Origin of the sequence: Lysobacter enzymogenes, assembly GCF_900106525.1 — a bacterium.
Lineage (GTDB): Bacteria > Pseudomonadota > Gammaproteobacteria > Xanthomonadales > Xanthomonadaceae > Lysobacter > Lysobacter enzymogenes.
On the sequence record NZ_FNOG01000013.1, the window covers coordinates 29,791 to 46,691 of the forward strand.

At 69.6% G+C, this 16,901-nt stretch carries 13 protein-coding genes; 6 read left to right on the plus strand and 7 right to left on the minus strand.

Annotation, left to right across the window (positions count from 1 at the left end; all coding sequences use genetic code 11):
• Nucleotides 1-170 precede the first annotated feature (170 nt).
• The 5 genes from eda to zwf form a co-directional block, all read right to left on the minus strand.
• On the minus strand, nt 171-815 hold the full coding sequence (gene eda, locus BLU84_RS23855) for a bifunctional 4-hydroxy-2-oxoglutarate aldolase/2-dehydro-3-deoxy-phosphogluconate aldolase (RefSeq protein ID WP_074873147.1): 645 nt from the start codon (nt 813-815) through the stop codon (nt 171-173).
• Between the two features lie 25 nt (nt 816-840).
• Nucleotides 841-1,521 (minus strand): HAD family hydrolase, encoded by a 681-nt coding sequence (locus BLU84_RS23860; RefSeq protein ID WP_074873275.1) that lies wholly within the window; start codon nt 1,519-1,521, stop codon nt 841-843.
• Between the two features lie 476 nt (nt 1,522-1,997).
• Complete coding sequence (gene edd, locus BLU84_RS23865; RefSeq protein WP_074873150.1) at nt 1,998-3,830, minus strand: phosphogluconate dehydratase; 1,833 nt, start codon at nt 3,828-3,830, stop codon at nt 1,998-2,000.
• A gap of 271 nt (nt 3,831-4,101) precedes the next feature.
• The gene (pgl, locus tag BLU84_RS23870; protein ID WP_233431218.1) at nt 4,102-4,857 is read right to left on the minus strand and encodes a 6-phosphogluconolactonase; all 756 of its coding nucleotides are present in this window, start codon (nt 4,855-4,857) and stop codon (nt 4,102-4,104) included.
• Nucleotides 4,841-6,358, minus strand: coding sequence for a glucose-6-phosphate dehydrogenase (gene zwf, locus BLU84_RS23875; RefSeq protein WP_074873153.1), 1,518 nt, complete (start codon nt 6,356-6,358; stop codon nt 4,841-4,843). The genes pgl and zwf overlap by 17 nt, the downstream gene beginning before the upstream one ends.
• Nucleotides 6,359-6,516: 158 nt before the next feature.
• On the opposite strand from zwf, the gene BLU84_RS23880 reads away from it, so the two are divergent.
• From BLU84_RS23880 to BLU84_RS23895, 4 genes are all read left to right on the plus strand, one after another.
• Entirely contained in the window at nt 6,517-7,269 is a 753-nt protein-coding gene (locus BLU84_RS23880) for a GntR family transcriptional regulator (protein WP_074873156.1), read from the plus strand.
• A 35-nt stretch (nt 7,270-7,304) separates the two neighbouring features.
• Nucleotides 7,305-8,315 (plus strand): SIS domain-containing protein, encoded by a 1,011-nt coding sequence (locus BLU84_RS23885; protein ID WP_074873279.1) that lies wholly within the window; start codon nt 7,305-7,307, stop codon nt 8,313-8,315.
• Between the two features lie 4 nt (nt 8,316-8,319).
• Complete coding sequence (gene nagA / locus BLU84_RS23890) at nt 8,320-9,453, plus strand: N-acetylglucosamine-6-phosphate deacetylase (protein WP_074873159.1); 1,134 nt, start codon at nt 8,320-8,322, stop codon at nt 9,451-9,453.
• Between the two features lie 418 nt (nt 9,454-9,871).
• The gene (locus BLU84_RS23895) at nt 9,872-11,578 is read left to right on the plus strand and encodes a sulfatase-like hydrolase/transferase (protein WP_083383070.1); all 1,707 of its coding nucleotides are present in this window, start codon (nt 9,872-9,874) and stop codon (nt 11,576-11,578) included.
• Nucleotides 11,579-11,591: 13 nt separating this feature from the next.
• Here BLU84_RS23895 and BLU84_RS23900 read toward each other — a convergent pair whose 3' ends face one another.
• On the minus strand, nt 11,592-12,029 hold the full coding sequence (locus BLU84_RS23900) for a hypothetical protein (RefSeq protein WP_139175221.1): 438 nt from the start codon (nt 12,027-12,029) through the stop codon (nt 11,592-11,594).
• A 160-nt stretch (nt 12,030-12,189) separates the two neighbouring features.
• Nucleotides 12,190-12,534 (minus strand): hypothetical protein, encoded by a 345-nt coding sequence (locus tag BLU84_RS23905; RefSeq protein WP_083383071.1) that lies wholly within the window; start codon nt 12,532-12,534, stop codon nt 12,190-12,192.
• Between the two features lie 239 nt (nt 12,535-12,773).
• On the opposite strand from BLU84_RS23905, the gene BLU84_RS23910 reads away from it, so the two are divergent.
• Together BLU84_RS23910 and BLU84_RS27380 are read left to right on the plus strand one after the other, a co-directional pair.
• Nucleotides 12,774-16,472, plus strand: a complete 3,699-nt coding sequence (locus BLU84_RS23910) for an indolepyruvate ferredoxin oxidoreductase family protein (protein WP_074873168.1) — start codon at nt 12,774-12,776, stop codon at nt 16,470-16,472.
• A gap of 159 nt (nt 16,473-16,631) precedes the next feature.
• On the plus strand, nt 16,632-16,901 hold a 270-nt coding region (locus tag BLU84_RS27380), incomplete at its 3' end, for a hypothetical protein (protein WP_211664599.1).

The window sequence follows — 16,901 nt, forward strand, 5'->3', positions numbered from 1 at the left end:
GCCACTTCGCCACAGAGCGCCGCAACGCCCGGAGCGACGCGTGCGTTCCCTCTCCCGCTTGCGGGAGAGGGTTAGGGTGAGGGAAACACGACCTCGCCGCAGCGACGGCCCACGCGATCGCGCCTGCCCTCACCCCGGCCCTCTCCCGCAAGCGGGAGAGGGAGACCGGCTCACTTAAGCGCCGCAGCTTCGCGCGCCAGCGCTTCGATCTTGGCCCAATCGCCGGCCTTCACCGCCGCCGCCGGCGCGACCCACGAGCCGCCGACGCAAGGCACTTTGGCCAACGCCAGATACTCGTGCGCGTTGTTCGCGCCGATGCCGCCGGTGGCGCAAAAACGCAGTTCCGGCAGCGGGCCGCCCAGCGATTTCAGCGCGACCGCGCCGCCGATGGATTCGGCCGGGAAGAACTTGAGCTGGGTGTAGCCCTGCTCCAGCAGCGCCATCGCTTCCGACGCGGTGGCCGCGCCCGGCAGCCACGGCAGGTCGATGTCGCGCGCGGCGGCGATCAAGCCCGGCGAACTGCCCGGCGAGACCGCGAAGGTCGCGCCGGCCTTCAAGGCATCGGCGAAATCCTGCGGCCGGCGCACGCTGCCGACGCCGACCGCGGCGCCTTCGACTTCGGCGGCGATCGCGCGCACCGCCTCCAGCGCGACCGGCGTGCGCAAGGTCACTTCGATCGCCGGCAGGCCGCCGGCGACCAGCGCGCGCGCCAACGGCACGGCGTGGGCGAGGTCGTCGATCACCAGCACCGGCACCACCGGCGCCAGCGCCAGCACCGCGCCGACGCGCTTTTGCAATTCTGCGATCGCAGTCATTCGTTCGTTCCTAATCGGTGGCGACTCAGGCGCGCGCGGCGACTTCGTCGATGTGCTTGAGCAGGTCGGCCGGATCTTCGTAGACGCGGAAGCCGCCGGCACGTTCGAGTTCGTCCTGGCCGTAGCCGCCGGACAACAAGCCGACGCCGAGCGCGCGGGCGCGGCGCGCGGCGAGCAAGTCCCAGATGCTGTCGCCGACCACGACCGAATGCTCGATGTCGGCGCCGAGCTTGTCGGCGGCGGCGAGGAACAGGTCGGGATCGGGCTTGGCGTAGCGGACCATGTCGCGGGTGATCACCACATTGCGCTCGGGATCCACGCCGAGCGCGACCAGGTTGTGACGCGCGGTTTCCATGCGGCCGCTGGTGGCGATGGCCCAGGGGATATCGTTGTCGGTGAGGTAGGCGAGCAGTTCGACCGCGCCCGGCAGCGGCCGGATCTGCGTGGCCTGCGCGGCGTAGGCCTGCGCGTGCAGCTTGTGCAAGCGCTCGACCCGCTCGGGAGTGATGTCGATACCGGTCTCGCGCAGCAGGATGTTGGTGAACAACCCGCCGCTCATGCCGATCTTGCGGTGGATGCGCCACACCGACAGCGGGATGCCGTCGGCGTCGAGCGCCTGTTTCCATGCAAGCACGTGCTGATAGACGCTGTCGACCAGGGTGCCGTCGAGGTCGAACAGGAAGGTGGTGCGGATGGGGGCGGGCATGTCGCGCTCCGAAGTCGCGGGATGGGCCAACGAGGAACTTACCTATCGTCATTCCCGCGAAGGCGGGAATCCAGAGACTTCAGCGCCCTGTCGCGATGAAGCCCTGGGCTCCCGCTTCCGCGGGAACGACGGGTGTAACTGTCGCGGTGAAACCCCGGGTTCCCGCTATCGCGGGAACGACGGGCGCAACTGTCGCGGCGAAGTCCTGAGTTCCATCTTCGCGGGAACGACGGATGGTGCTTTCGCGGACGTTCGCTTTCGACTCAATCGATCACAAGCACCCGCGTTCTTTCCTACCGCCATTCCCGCGAAGGCGGGAATCCAGAGACTTCAGAGCCATGTCGCGATAAAGCCCTGGGTTCCCGCTTCCGCGGGAACGACGGGTGCGACTGTCGCGGTGAAGCCCCGGGTTCCCGCCTGCGCGGGAACGACGGTCGTAGCGGCGCGAACCATCGATGCCCGCGTCGCCGCTTGAATCACAACGGCACCGGCCCGAACACGCCCGCGCCCTGGTCGGCCGGCGCGGCCGCGGCGCGGAACGCGGCGAACAGCTCGCGGCCGAAGCCGACATGGTGAGAGGACAGATCCGCGGTCGCGATCTCGCGCGCGGCCCAGTCGGCCGGCTCGATCACGCTCAGCGTCCCGGCCACCGCGTCCACGCGCAACACGTCGCCATCGCGCAGCCTGGCCAGCGGGCCGCCGGCCTCGGCTTCGGGGGTGACGTGGATCGCCGCCGGGACCTGGCCCGACGCGCCGGACATGCGGCCGTCGGTGACCAAGGCCACGCGATGGCCGCGCTTCTGCAGCACGGTCAAGGTCGGCGTCAGTTGGTGCAGCTCCGGCATGCCGTTCGCGCGCGGGCCCTGGAAGCGCACCACCACGATCACATCGCGATCCAGCTCGCCGCGCTCGAACGCCTGCTTGACCTCGTATTGCTCGCTGAACACCCGGCACGGCGCCTCGACCACCCAGCGATCTTCCGGCACCGCCGAGACCTTGATCGCCGCGCTGCCGAGATTGCCGCTGAGCACACGCAAGCCGCCGTCGGCGCGGAACGGCTCGGCCACCGGGCGCAGCACCGCGGTGTCGCAACTGGTCGGCGTCGACGGCACGTACTGCACTTCGCCGTCCTCGCCCAGGCGCGCTTCGACCCGATAACGATCCAGGCCGTGGCCGGCGACGGTTTCCACATCGCCGTGCAGCAGGCCGTGATCGAGCAGTTCGCCGATCAGGAACGCCAGCCCGCCGGCGGCGTGGAAGTGGTTCACGTCGGCGCTGCCGTTGGGATACACCCGCGCCAGCAGCGGCACCGCCGAGGACAGCGCGTCGAAATCCTCCAGGCGCAGCTCGATGCCGGCAGCCGCGGCCATCGCCACCAGATGCAGCAGGTGGTTGGTCGAACCGCCGGTGACGTGCAAACCGATCACGCCGTTGACGATGGCGCGCTCGTCGACGATGCGGCCGATCGGCCGGTAATCCTCGCCCAGCGCGGTGATCTGCGCGGCGCGGCGCGCGGCCAGCGCGGTCAGCGCATCGCGCAGCGGGGTGTTGGGATGGACGAAGCTGGAGCCCGGCAGGTGCAGGCCCATCATCTCCATCAGCATCTGGTTGGAATTGGCGGTGCCGTAGAAGGTGCAGGTGCCCGGGCCGTGGTAGCTGCGCGCCTCGGCTTCGAGCAATTCGTCGCGGCTCGCCTCGCCGGTGGCGTAGCGCTGGCGCACGCGCGATTTCTCGTCGTTGGGCAAGCCCGAGGTCATCGGCCCGGCCGGCACAAAGATGCCCGGCAGGTGGCCGAAGTGCAGCGCGCCGATCAGCAGGCCGGGCACGATCTTGTCGCACACGCCCAGGTACAGCGCCGAATCGAACATGTCGTGCGACAGCGCCACCGCGGTGGACATGGCGATCACGTCGCGCGAGAACAGCGACAGCTCCATGCCTTCGCGGCCCTGGGTGACGCCGTCGCACATCGCCGGCACGCAGCCTGCGACCTGCGCGGTCGCGCCGGCTTCGCGCGCGGCGGCCTTGATCAGGTCGGGAAAGCGCTCCAGCGGCTGATGCGCGGAGAGCATGTCGTTGAACGAGGTGACGATGCCCAGGTTCGGCGCCGCGCCGCTGCGCAGCGCCTGCTTGTCGCCGGTGCTGCAGGCGGCGAAGCCGTGGGCGAGATTGCCGCAGGACAGGCGCTTGCGGTGCGGACCGCTGCCGCAGGCCGCGTCGATGCGGGCCAGATAAGCAGCGCGGCGCGCGCGGCTGCGTTCGACGATGCGTTGGGTGACTTGCGCGACGGCAGGATGCAGTTGGGTCTTCACTTGAACCTTGGTCGATGCGGGGCGCCGACATCGGCGCCTGGCCGGTGAATCCGAGAATACGGTCCCTTCGCGAAAAAGGGAGAGAGGGGGGATTTGCTCTTCCTGCACCTTCCGAAGAAGCGCCGGCAAAAGCAAATCCCCCCGCGTCCGCGGTGCGGACGCCGCCCCCTGCGCGAGGGGGCGACAGCAAAAGCCTTAACTGGGAGGGGAGGGAGTCAGGGCTTGGCTGTCTGCGGAACCCAAAGCCTGCGGGTTCCAATAAAACTACGAGTTACGGGCTCCAATACAGGATCGGCGCGCTCGGCGCGCCGGCCAGCGCGGCGCGGATCGGCAAGGTCGAACGCGGATCGCGCTGCGCGGCGTGCAGCAGCGCGCGCTTGGTCTCGCCTTCGATGTGCAGATACAGCGCCGGCGCGGTGAAGATCGCGCTCAGGGTCAAAGTCATGCGCGGCTCGGGCATGGCCGCGGTGCGCACCGACATCACCGGCGCGCGGCCGCGCGGCTGCAGGCCGATCTCGCGCAGCGCCGGGTTGTCGTGGCCCAAGTCGGGGAACAGCGAGGCGGTGTGGCCGTCCTCGCCCATGCCCAGCACCGCCACGTCCAGCGGCAGGCCTTCGTTGGCGATCTTGGTCAGCACCGGCATCAGCGCCATCTCCGGTGTGTCCACCGGGCGGTACAGCGGCAGGAAGCGCGCGGCGGCGGCGTTGTGCTGGAACAGGTGCTCGCGCAGCAGGCGTTCGTTGGAACGCGGATGCTCGGCCGGCACCCAGCGCTCGTCGATCGGCAGCACGGTCACCCGCGCCCAATCCAGGGTCTGCTGCGACAGCTGCTGGAAGAAGCGCTTGGGCGTGTTGCCGCCGGACAGCGCGATGCTGGCCTCGCCGTGGCGGACCAGCGCGGCACGCAGATCGGCGGCGACCTGGCGCGCCAGCGCCGACGCCAGCTGCTCGGAGTCGTCGAACAGTTTTTCGTGCAAGGGCAGCGGCAAGGGTTCGATCACGGTCAGTCGCTCAGCCTGCATCTTCATGCCACGTCCTCCCATCGCGTTCGATCAGCGCCACCGCGGCGCTGGGTCCCCAACTGCCGGCGGTGTACGGGCGCGGCGCCTCGGCGCTCGCGGCCCAGGCCGCGCGGATCGGGTCGATCCACTTCCACGCCGCGTCGACTTCGTCGCGGCGCATGAACAACATCGGATTGCCGCGCACCACGTCCATCAGCAGGCGCTCGTAAGCGTCGGCCTGGCGCCCGCCGAACGCGGCGGCGAAGCTCATGTCCAGCGGCACGTGGCGCAGGCGCAGGCCGCCGGGGCCGGGCACCTTGTTCATCAGCCACAGCTTCACGCCCTCATCGGGCTGCAGCCGCAGCACCAGCTTGTTCGGTTGCAGGCGGCTGGACGGGTCTTGTTCGGTCAGGCCTTCGAAGATCGAATGCGGCACCTGGCGGAAGGTCACCACGATCTCCGACACCCGCTCGCCCAGACGCTTGCCGGTGCGCAGGTAGAACGGCACCCCGGCCCAGCGCCAGTTCTTCACTTCGGCCTTGAGCGCGACGAAGGTTTCGGTGAACGACTGCGCGCCCAGTTCCTGCGCGTAGCCCGGCACCGCGCGGCCGTCGACCGCGCCGGCCTTGTACTGGCCGCGCACGGTGGACTGGGCAGCGTTGCCGTTCTCGATCGGGCGCAGCGCGCGCAACACCTTGAGCTTTTCGTCGCGGATCGCGTCGGCGGCCAGCGACGACGGCGGCTCCATCGCCACCAGGCACAGCAGCTGCAGCAGATGGTTCTGGACCATGTCGCGCAGCGCGCCGGACTTGTCGTAGTACGGCGCGCGCGATTCCACGCCGACGGTTTCGGCCACGGTGATCTGCACGTGGTCGATGTGCTCGGCCTTCCACAGCGGCTCGAACAGCGCGTTGCTGAAGCGCAGCGCGGTCAGGTTCTGCACCGTCTCTTTGCCGAGGTAATGGTCGATGCGGAAGATCTGGGTTTCGTTGAACACCCGCGCCAGCGCGTCGTTGATCGCATCGGCGCTGGTGCCGTCCTTGCCCAGCGGCTTTTCCACCACCACCCGGGTCTTGGGATTGACCAGCCCGTGCGACTGCAGGCGGTCGGAAACCACGCCGAACAGGTCCGGGCCGACCGCGAGGTAGAACACCCGCACCCGCTCGGCATCGCTGAACTCGGCGGCGAATTCGGGCCAGCCGCTGTCCGAGCTCAAGTCCAGGCGGCGGTACGACAGCAGCGCCAGGAAGCCGTCGAGCACCTCGGTCTGGGTGGCCTGTTCGCCGGCGAACTGGATCAGCGCTTCGCGGATCTTGCCGCGGTAGGCCTCGTCGCTGCGCTCGTCGCGGGCGATGCCGACGATGCGCGCGCCGGCCACGATCTGGCCGTCGGCGTAGCGGTGGAACAGCGCCGGCAGCAGCTTGCGCAGGGCGAGGTCGCCGGTGCCGCCGAAGATCACCAGATCGAACGGCGCCAGCGGCGCCAGGTGCGGCGGATGCGAGGGAGTAGGCACGGAATAGACGCTCATGGACGGGTCCGGCGGGGTCTCGACTGGTCTCGGTGAAACCATACCAGAAAAGATACCAGTAAGATACCACCTGTGCAAAACAACCATGAATCAATGGTTTAAACAGGTTTAGCACGCGTTTGTTGCCGCCAATGGTCTGCCACTGGTATCTTTTCCCGATGCAGGACTATCTGCAAAGCGAATTCCGCCGCCAGTCCGACGCGCGCCGCGCGCCGGCTTATCAACACCTGCGCCGAACCCTGCAGCACGCGATCGAGAACGGCGAACTGACCGCCGGCCAGGCGCTGCCGGGCGAACGCGAGCTCGGCAAGCTGCTGGACCTGTCGCGGGTCACCGTGCGCAAGGCCATCGCCGGCCTGGTCGGCGACGGCCTGCTGGTGCAGCGCCAGGGCGCCGGCACCTTCGTCGCCGAGCGCATCGTCAAATCGTTCTCGCGCCTGACCAGCTTCACCGACGACCTGCGCGCGCGCGGGCTCGACCCGCGCTCGACCTTCCTCGAACGCGGCCTGGGCGAGGTCACCCCGGAAGAAGCGATGGCGCTGAACCTGTCGCCCGGCGCGGCGGTGATCCGCTACTACCGCCTGCGCACCGCCGACGGCGTGGCCCTGGCGCTGGAGCGCACCGTGGTACCGGCCAGCGTCATCGGCGATCCGGACCTGGTCGAAAACTCGCTGTACGAAGCCTTCGCCAAGCTCGGCATCCGCCCCACCCGCGCGCTGCAACGGCTGCGCGCGATCGCCTTCGACGCCGAGCAGGCACGGCTGATGAACCTGCCCGAAGGCGCGCCCGGATTGTTCATCGAACGCCGCACCTTCCTCGACGACGGTCGCGTCGTCGAGTTCACCCGATCCTTCTACCGCGGCGACGCTTACGACTTCGTCGCCGAACTCCAGAGCGAACCCACCCCGTGAGCGCCGACACCCTGCTCGACCCCAGCAGCACCCGCATGTACGCCGAAGCGCAGGAAGCCGGCGACGCCGTCGCGCGCCAGTTCAAAGCCAACGCCGACATCGTCGACGAATTGGCCGACCGCCTGCGCGCGCGGCCGCCGCGCTTCATCGTCACCTGCGCGCGCGGCAGCTCGGATCACGCCGCGACCTACGGCAAATACTTGTTCGAGACGCAGTTGGGGTTGGTCACCGCCTCGGCCTCGCCGTCGGTGGGCTCGGTCTACGCGGTCAAGCCGCGGCTCGAGGAATCGCTGTTCGTGGCGGTGTCGCAGTCCGGCAAGAGCCCCGATCTGGTGCGGAACGCCGAAATCGCCAAGAGCGCCGGCGCGCACGTGCTGGCCCTGGTCAACGTGGCCGATTCGCCGCTGGCGCAGATCGCCGACACCGTGCTGCCGCTGCACGCCGGCCCCGAGAAGAGCGTGGCCGCGACCAAGAGCTACCTGTGTTCGCTGGCGGCGATGCTGCAGCTGACCGCGCGCTGGAGCAGCGACGCGCGCCTGTTCGACGCCGTGCACGCCCTGCCCGACGCGCTGCGCGAAGCGTTCGCGCAGGATTGGTCGCCGCTGGTCGAAGGCCTGCGCGATGCGCACAACCTGTTCGTGATCGGCCGCGGCCTCGGCCTCGGCGCGGCCCAGGAGGCGGCGCTGAAGTTCAAGGAAACCTGCGCCCTGCACGCCGAAGCCTTCAGCAGCGCGGAAGTGAAGCACGGCCCGATGGCGATCGTCGGCCCGGGCTTCCCGGTGCTGGCCTTCGCCCAGGACGACGGCACCGGCGACGGCACCGTGGCGGTGGCGCGCGAGTTCCGCCAGCGCGGCGCGCCGGTGTGGCTGGCCGCGCCGGGCATCCACGGCGGCGATGCGCTGCCGCTGGCGCGCTCGCTGCATCCGGCGATGACCCCGCTGCTGACCGTGGCCAGCTTCTACAAGGCGGCCAATGCGCTGTCGGTGGCGCGCGGGCTGAACCCGGACGTGCCGCCGCATCTCAACAAAGTCACCGAGACGGTCTGAGCCGATGACCGCCACGGCTTTCGCCAACGGCCGCGTGCTCAGCGAGCGCGGTTTCGAACCCGACCTCAGCGTGATCGTCGAGGACGGCTACATCGTCGCGGTGCTGCCGGGCCCGCCGCCCGGCGGCGCGCAGGTGGTCGATCTGCAAGGCCGCTACCTCGCGCCGGGCTTCATCGACACCCAGGTCAACGGCGGCGGCGACGTATTGTTCAACGACGCGCCCACGGTCGAAGGCCTGCGCACGATCGCCCAGGCGCATCGCCGGTTCGGCACCACCGGGATGATGCCGACGCTGATCAGCGACGACGTCGAGGTGATGCTGCGCGCGATCGCCGCGGTGCGCGAAGCCATCGCCCAGGGCGTGCCCGGCATTCTCGGCATCCACCTGGAAGGCCCGTACCTGGCGCCGGCGCGCAAGGGCGTGCACGACCCGGACAAGTTCCACACCCCGGGCGAGGACGAGCTCGACCGCATCGCCTCGCTCGACAACGGCAAGACCCTGCTGACGCTGGCGCCGGAGCGCTTCGACGACGCCACCTTGCGCGCGCTGGCCGCGCGCGGCGTGCTGCTCAGTGCCGGCCACACCGCCGCCGACTACGAGCGCCTGCGCGCGGCCTTCGCCAACGGCGTGCGCGGGGTCACCCACCTGTTCAATGCGATGACCCCGCTCGGCAGCCGCGAACCCGGCGGCGTCGGCGCCTGCATCGACGATCCCAACGCCTGGTGCGGGGTGATCGTCGATGGCGAACACGTGCACGACGCCTCGCTGCGCATCGCCATCGCGGCCAAGCCGCGCGGCAAGATCATACTGGTCACCGATGCGATGCCGCCGGTCGGCGGCGCAAGCGAAGACTTCGTGCTGTACGGCGAGACCATGACCTGCCGCGACGGCAAGTGCACCACCGCCAGCGGCACCCTGGCCGGCTCCGCGCTCGACATGGCCGGCGCGGTGCGCAACACCGTGCAGCGCCTGGGCCTGCCGTTGGACGAAGCCTGCCGCATGGCTTCGACCTACCCGGCGCAGTTCCTCGGCCTGGACGGCGAGTTCGGCAAGATCCTGCCGGGCTACCGCGCCGATCTGGTCGCGCTGGACGAGGCCCTGTTCGTGCGCGACAGCTGGATCGGCGGCGCGCGCTGAGTCCGGTCGCGGCGGCCTGCGCCGCGGCCCTTGTTTATCGGAACCCGCCCGCCGCCGCACCGCAACGGCGGCGCCCTGCCCTGCGTTTGGTTCCGCGCAGTTCTCGCGCAGACGAACCGCGCATGCGCACGCGATCCGCTCGCCGCATGCAGATTTCACATACGCGCTGCGGCCGGTTACAAACCGGCACACGAATGCGGTCAGGAACGAACCTCTAAAACGCGAATCGCGCTTTTCTCCGCGGGTTTTCGCAGGTGCGTGTGAATGCCGGTTTAGCTGCGGCATCGCCGTTGCGCCTTGGCCGTGCGAACGGACTGCATTCGCTATAGAGCCCCGCCCGCGCTTACGGTTTTGCTAACGCGGACGGATTCGGGACTGCCTAGCGTGCGGCGCGTCTGCCCTGCGCGCCGCCGTCCGAATGGCCTCTTCCCGTCCCGATGCATCGTTCCGCTTCGCCCGCGCCCCAAGCCGACCCGCGCCAACGCGCCGGCGCCGGTTCGCCACCCTGCTGCTGGTCACTGCCGCCGCCACCGTCTTGCTGTTGCTCGACGACTGCCTGCAGCAATGGCTCGGCGGCGCCGGCAACGACGCGCGCCTGCGCCCGGAGTGGATCGCCGCGCTGGCCATGCTCAACGCCGGCCTGTGGCTCGGCGGCAGCCGCTGGGCCGCCAACGCGGTGCTCGGCCTGTTCGCCTTGATCCAGCTGTGCCAGCTCTCGCACATCGCCGCGATCGGCCGGCCGCTGACGCCGCTGGACGTGGCGATGATCCCGCGCGAGCTGCGCGACATCCTCGGCGCCGGCCGCGCCGAATTCGCCGCGCACTGGCCGACCCTGCTCGCCGGCGGCATTCCTTACGCGCTGCTGTTCGCGCTGTACAACCTCGGCCTGCGCCGGCTGCCGCTGCCGCGCGCGCGCTGGGCGCTGCTGGCGGTCGCCGCGCTGCTGGCCTCGCAGCCGTACAAGGCCTCGCGCCAGAGCATGGTGCGGTTCCTGCCGCAGGCCGGGCACAGTTCGCTGTCCAACGCGCTGCGCGCTTTCAGCTACGGCGCGGTCAACCTCGGCGGCGTGCGCATCGACCGCGGCGCGCCGGCGTATCGGCCTTATCGCGTCGAAGCGGCGCCCGCGGCCGCACCGCCGCAGGCGATCTGGCTGGTGATCTTCGATTCCACCCGCCTCGACCGCTGGCGGCTGGCCGGCCACGCGCGCGACACCACGCCGAATTTTTCGCGCTGGGTGCGCCAGGATCAGGCGCGCTGGCACCGCGGCATCGCCGGCGCGGTCTCCACCCGCGCCTCGCTGACCCTGCTGCTCAACGGCGTGCGCGAACCCGGCAATCTGCAGCAGCTACGTTCGCACGACAGCAATCTGTTCCGATTGGCCAAGCGCGCGGGCTATCGCACCTACTGGCTGTCCACTCAATACCGCGACGATCTGCTGCAACAGTTCGACGCCGCCAGCATCGACATCGCGCGTTCGCGCGAAGACGCGACGGCGCAGGTGCACGCCCACGGCGACGAGGCGATCTTCGACCAGCTCTACGCGGCCGCGCCCGCGCGCGGCGAGCGCCGGCTGATGGTGTTGCTGCTGCGCACCGCGCACCTGCCGTTCGAAGACGCGTACCGGCGCCAGCCCCCACGCTATGTGCGCTGGCCCGACAGCGTCGCCGCCGGCGCGCACGACCGCGACGCGGCCCGGCGCAACGCCTACGACAACGCCATCGCCTATCAGGACGACCTGGCCGCGCGGCTGTACGCGCGTTTCGAGCAGATGGGCGAGCAAGGCCTGTTCGTGGTCACCTCCGACCACGGCCAGATGCTCGGCGAAGACGGCGTGTGGGGCCACAACGTGCTGACCCCGCAAGTCGCGCAGGTGCCGATGCTGGTGCGCACGCGCGGGCCCGGGCAGGCGCCGCTGGCCGGCAACGGCGAGTGGCTCGCGCACCACCAGTTGTTCCTGGCCCTGGCCGCGCGGATCGGCTATCGCATCGACAATCCCAACGCGGTGCCGGGCCGGTACTTCCTGCAAGGCTCGGACGTGTTCGGCGACAACCTCTATCGCGAAGCGCGCGCGGCCGGGACCCAGTTGCAGTTGGGCGCGCCGGCGGCGCTGCGGCAAAGCCGCTGAAGCCGCGCCGGGCTCAGCCGCCGCGGCAGTCGCGACGCGCGCGGGCTTCGCGCTGGGCGCTTTCGCCGGCGCCGGCTTCGCGCATGCGTTTGATCGAATGCGCGCAGCGATCGCTGATGGACTTGCGCACGTTGCCCTGCGCGTCGCGCTCGGGCGGATCGGATTCGCTCCAGCGCACCAGCGGCTGCGGCGATTGCAGGTCGAAGCCCGATTCGCCCGGCTCGGCCAGGCGCACGCTGGCCGGGCTCTGGCGATACAGCGCGTCCTGCGGCTGCCCGGCGCCGGGCGGCGCGCGTCGGGACGGGTCGTGCTTGGGCGGAATCAGCGCCGGCGGCGGGTTCTTGGCGGCGGCAACGGCGGCCGGCTTCGCCGCCGGCTGAGCGGGCGCCTGGGCGAAGGCCGGCGTCGACGACAACAGCGCGAGCGCCATGACGAGGGGAAGACGATGCATGCGCGAATCTCGGATGGGGAATGTCGGCGATCGCCGGCCCATCGAATGTAACGGCATCGGCGCCGCGTGCGCAGCACCGCGCGGCATCGGTATTCATCTTGCGTGCGAGTACGCCGCATCTTCGACTGAATTCGCGGCCGCGACATTCGCCGCGGCGCGTTCATTGCGGCGGCACGTGCGCCTGCCCGCAGGCCGCGCACAGCTTCGCCCGCGGCGTGCGCAACGGTTTGCCACAGTGCGCGCACGGCGGGCCGTACAGCGCGAGGCGGTGATGGCGGATCGCATCGAGGCTGGTTTCGCGGCGGCCGGTCAGGCGCTCGTACAGATCGAACGCGTCCTTGCCCGCCGCCGGCAGCGCGGCGTGCAAGCCGACCTGGTGCTCCTGGCGGTAGCGCTTGATCCGCACCACCGCCTCGTCCAGGGCCGGCGCCATCTGCGCCCATTCGTCTTCGTCGAGCATCGGCAGCACCTCGCGGCAGCGCCAGCAATACAACGCCTTGGCCATCGGCCGAACCTCCGCCGCGCGCGTGCCGGCTGCCTGAATGCGGCAAACGGTATACCCATTCAGCCGTGGCGCGAAGCGGCGCACGAATCGCACACCCAGGGCGCCTGGCGGCCCGATTGCGCACACAGGCTATAATTCCGAGTCTTTGCTCGGCTCCCGGCGCGCCACACCGGACCGCACGGACGCCCGCCGCACCGCCCCCGCCAGCCCACCCGCGGCATCGCCGCGAGAGCCCGCCCATGACCAGCACCGCAGAACTCAGCTCGCCGTCCTCGGCGAACACGGAACTCACCAACTCCGTGCTCGATCCCGATTACACCCTCGAGCACAAGTACACCCGCCAGGAAGGCCGCATCTATCTGTCCGGCGTGCAAGCGCTGGTGCGCCTGCCGCTGATGCAGCGCCTGCGCGACCAGGCCGCGGGGCTCAACACCGCCGGCTTCATCTCCGGCTACCGCGGCTCGCCGCTGGGCGGGTTCGACCTGGAGCTGTGGCGCGCGCGCAAGCATCTGGAGGCGGCCGGGGTGAAGTTCACTCCGGGCCTCAACGAAGACCTCGGCGCGACCATGGTCTGGGGCACGCAGCAGACCAACCTGTTCCCCGGCGCCAAGGTCGAAGGCGTGTACGGCATGTGGTACGGCAAGGGCCCGGGCGTGGACCGCACCGGCGACGTGTTCAAGCACGCCAACGCCGCCGGCACCAGCCGCCACGGCGGCGTGCTGGCGCTGGCCGCCGACGACCACGCCTGCCGCTCCTCGACCCTGCCGCACGGCTCGGAAGGCGAGTTCACCAGCGCGATGATGCCGATCCTCAACCCGGCCGGCGTGCAGGACATCCTCGACATGGGCCTGATCGGCTGGGCGATGTCGCGCTACACCGGGCGCTGGGTCGGCTTCAAGACCATCGCCGAGACCGTCGAGTCGTCCGCATCGGTCGACGTCAATCCGCTGGCGCTGCAGATCGTCACGCCCGACGATTTCGTCATGCCGGCCGGCGGCCTCAACATCCGTTGGCCGGATCCGCCGATGGACCAGGAAATGCGCCTGCACCAGTACGCGGTCAAGGCCGCGCAGGCGTTCGCGCGGGCCAACAGGATCGACCGCATCGTGGTCGATTCGGCCAACGCGCGCCTGGGCATCATCACCACCGGCAAGAGCTACCTCGACGTATTGCAGGCGCTGGAATACCTGGGCCTGGACGCGCGCGCCTGCGCGGACCTGGGCATCCGCGTGTACAAGGTCGGCATGACCTGGCCGCTGGAGCCGGTGGGCCTGCGCGCGTTCGCGCGCGGCCTGGACGACATCCTGGTGGTCGAGGAGAAGCACGCCTTCATCGAAAGCCAGATGAAGGAATCGATGTACAACTGGGACGACGGGCGGCGCCCGTCGATCGTCGGCAAGTACGACGAGAGCGGCGAGTGGATCCTGCCGTCCACCGGCGAGCTGACCCCGGCGCGCATCGCCGGCGTGATCGCGCGCCGCATCCAGCGCTTCCACAATTCCGAGCAGATGGAAAACGTGCTGCGCTGGATGGAAGAGAAGGAAAGCGAGCTGGCGCTGCCGCGCGCCGCGTTCCCGCGCGTGCCGCACTACTGCTCGGGCTGCCCGCACAACACCTCGACCGTGGTGCCGGAAGGCTCGCGCGCGCTCGGCGGCATCGGTTGCCACTACATGGTCACCTGGATGGACCGCGACACCAACACCTTCACCCAGATGGGCGGCGAAGGCGTGACCTGGTGCGGGCAGTCGGCGTTCACCGAAACCGAGCACGTGTTCCAGAACCTCGGCGACGGCACCTATTTCCACAGCGGCTCGCTGGCGATCCGCCAGTCGGTCGCCGCCGGCGTCAACATCACCTACAAGATCCTCTACAACGACGCGGTGGCGATGACCGGCGGCCAGCCGGTGGACGGCACCCTGTCGGTTCCGCAGATCGCCCATCAGGTGCGTTCGGAAGGCGTGCACACCATCGTCCTGCTGTCGGACGACATCGCCAAGTGGAACAAGCGCGAACTGTTCCCCAGCGACGTCGAGTTCTACGACCGCAAGGAGCTCGACGCGGTGCAAAAGCGCCTGCGCGAAACCAAGGGCGTCAGCGTGCTGATCTTCGATCAGACCTGCGCGACCGAAAAGCGCCGCCGACGCAAGCGCGGCAAGATGGTCGACCCGCAAAAGCGCGTCATGGTCAACTCGCTGGTGTGCGAAGGCTGCGGCGATTGCGGCAAGAAGTCGTTCTGCGTGTCGGTGCTGCCGAAGGAAACCGAGTTCGGGCGCAAGCGCGAGATCGACCAGTCGAACTGCAATAAAGACTATTCCTGCGTCAACGGCTTCTGCCCGAGCTTCGTCACCGTCGAAGGCGGCGGGCTGAAGAAGAAGAAGGGCTCCTCGGCCAAGGATCGCCTCGCCGACCTGCCGATGCCGCAGCTGCCGGCGCTCGACCAGCCCTGGAACATCCTCATCACCGGTGTCGGCGGCACCGGCGTGGTCACCATCGGCGCGCTGCTCGGCATGGCCGGCCATCTGGAAGGCAAGGGCGCGACCGTGCTCGACCAGACCGGCCTGGCGCAGAAGGGCGGCGCGGTGACCACCCACATCCGCATCGCCAAGACCCCCGAGGACATCCACGCCGTGCGCATCGCCGCCGGCGAGGCCGACCTGGTGCTGGGCTGCGACATGGTCGTGGTCAACGACTACTGGGCGCTGTCGAAGATCCGCGCCGGCCGCAGCCAGGTGGTGCTCAACAGCTACGAAGCGATGCCGGGCACCTTCACCACCCGTCCGGACATGCAGTTCCCGGCCACCGACATCGTCGCGGCGATCAAACTCGCGCTCGGCGATCAGGCCCCGCATCTGGTCGATGCGACCGAGCTCGCCACCGCGCTGCTCGGCGACGCCATCGCCGCCAATCTGTTCATCCTCGGCTACGCCTGGCAGCGCGCGCTGGTGCCGATCAGCTTCGATGCGCTGATGCGCGCGATCGAGCTCAACGGCGCGGCGATCGAGATGAACAAGACCGCGTTCGCCTGGGGCCGCCTGGCCGCGATCGACCCGCGCGCGGTGGCCGACGCCGCCGGCGTCACCCGCAAGGTGCCGACCGCGGCCGAAGCGACGCCGCGCGACCTGCCGCACCTCAAGCCCGGCGAGTGGGAAGGCAACGAGTGGGGCGCGACCTCCGCGCCGCGCGCGACCCGCAACGAGGACGAGCTGCGCCATCTGCCCGCCGGCGGCGCCAGCGACGGCGACAACGTCGCCTTCCTGCCGCTCGACGACCTGCGCCTGTCGCGCTCGCTCGACGAACTGATCGCGCGCCGCGTCGCCTTCCTCACCGACTACCAGGACGCCGCCTACGCCAAGCGCTATTCCGACTTCGTCGCCAAGGTGCGCGAGGCCGAACAGAAGAAGGCGCCGGGCTCGACCGACCTGGCCGAAGCGGTGGCGCGCTACTTCTTCAAGCTCATGGCCTACAAGGACGAGTACGAAGTCGCGCGCCTGTACACCAGCGGCGAGTTCCAGCGCCGCCTGCAGCAGCAGTTCGACGGCGACTACAAGCTCAAGTTCCACCTCGCCCCGCCGCTGCTGGCCAAGAAGGACGCGCAGGGCCGGCTGATCAAGCAGGAATTCGGCCCCTGGGTGTTCACCGCGTTCAAGTGGATGGCGAAGCTGCGCAAGCTGCGCGGCGGCACCTTCGACATCTTCGGCTACACCGAAGAGCGCAAGATGGAGCGGCGCCTGATCGGCGAGTACGAGCAGACCATCGGCGGCCTGCTCGCCAAGCTCGACGGCGGCAACGTCGACCTTGCCGCGGAAATCGCCGGCATTCCCGAGCACATCCGCGGCTACGGCCACGTCAAGGAAGAGCACCTGCACAAGGCCAAGGCGCGCGAGGCGGAGCTGCTGAAGGAATTCGCCAATCCGCTGCGGATCGTGCAGGCGGCGTAAGCCGGCTCGCAGCGATTGGGGCGGGCATTGGTGCCCGCTTTATCGCGACATCCCAGCGACAACGAACGCCCCGCCTGTGCGGGGCGTTTGTTTTTCTGCGCTTGCGAGGCATCGTGGGCGGGCCGACACTGCGTCTACGACTTCAACGGCGCCTCGATCATGAAACCGCCCATCTGCCATCTGTGCGGCCGCAACATGCTCGGCGAAGGCGGGCCCGAAGGCGACCTCGTCGCCTTCGCCGATTTCCAACCGCTGCCTTACGGCGTGGCCGGGCATCCTCATGGCCTGGAATGGTTCTGCGCCGAGCATCTGAGCGCAGCGCAGTCGATGCCCGGCTGGACTGCGCTGAAGCGATGCGGCAGTTGCGGGAGCGCTACGGCCTGGGGCCGTTGTAGGAGCGACGCGAGTCGCGACCGCGACAACGCAACT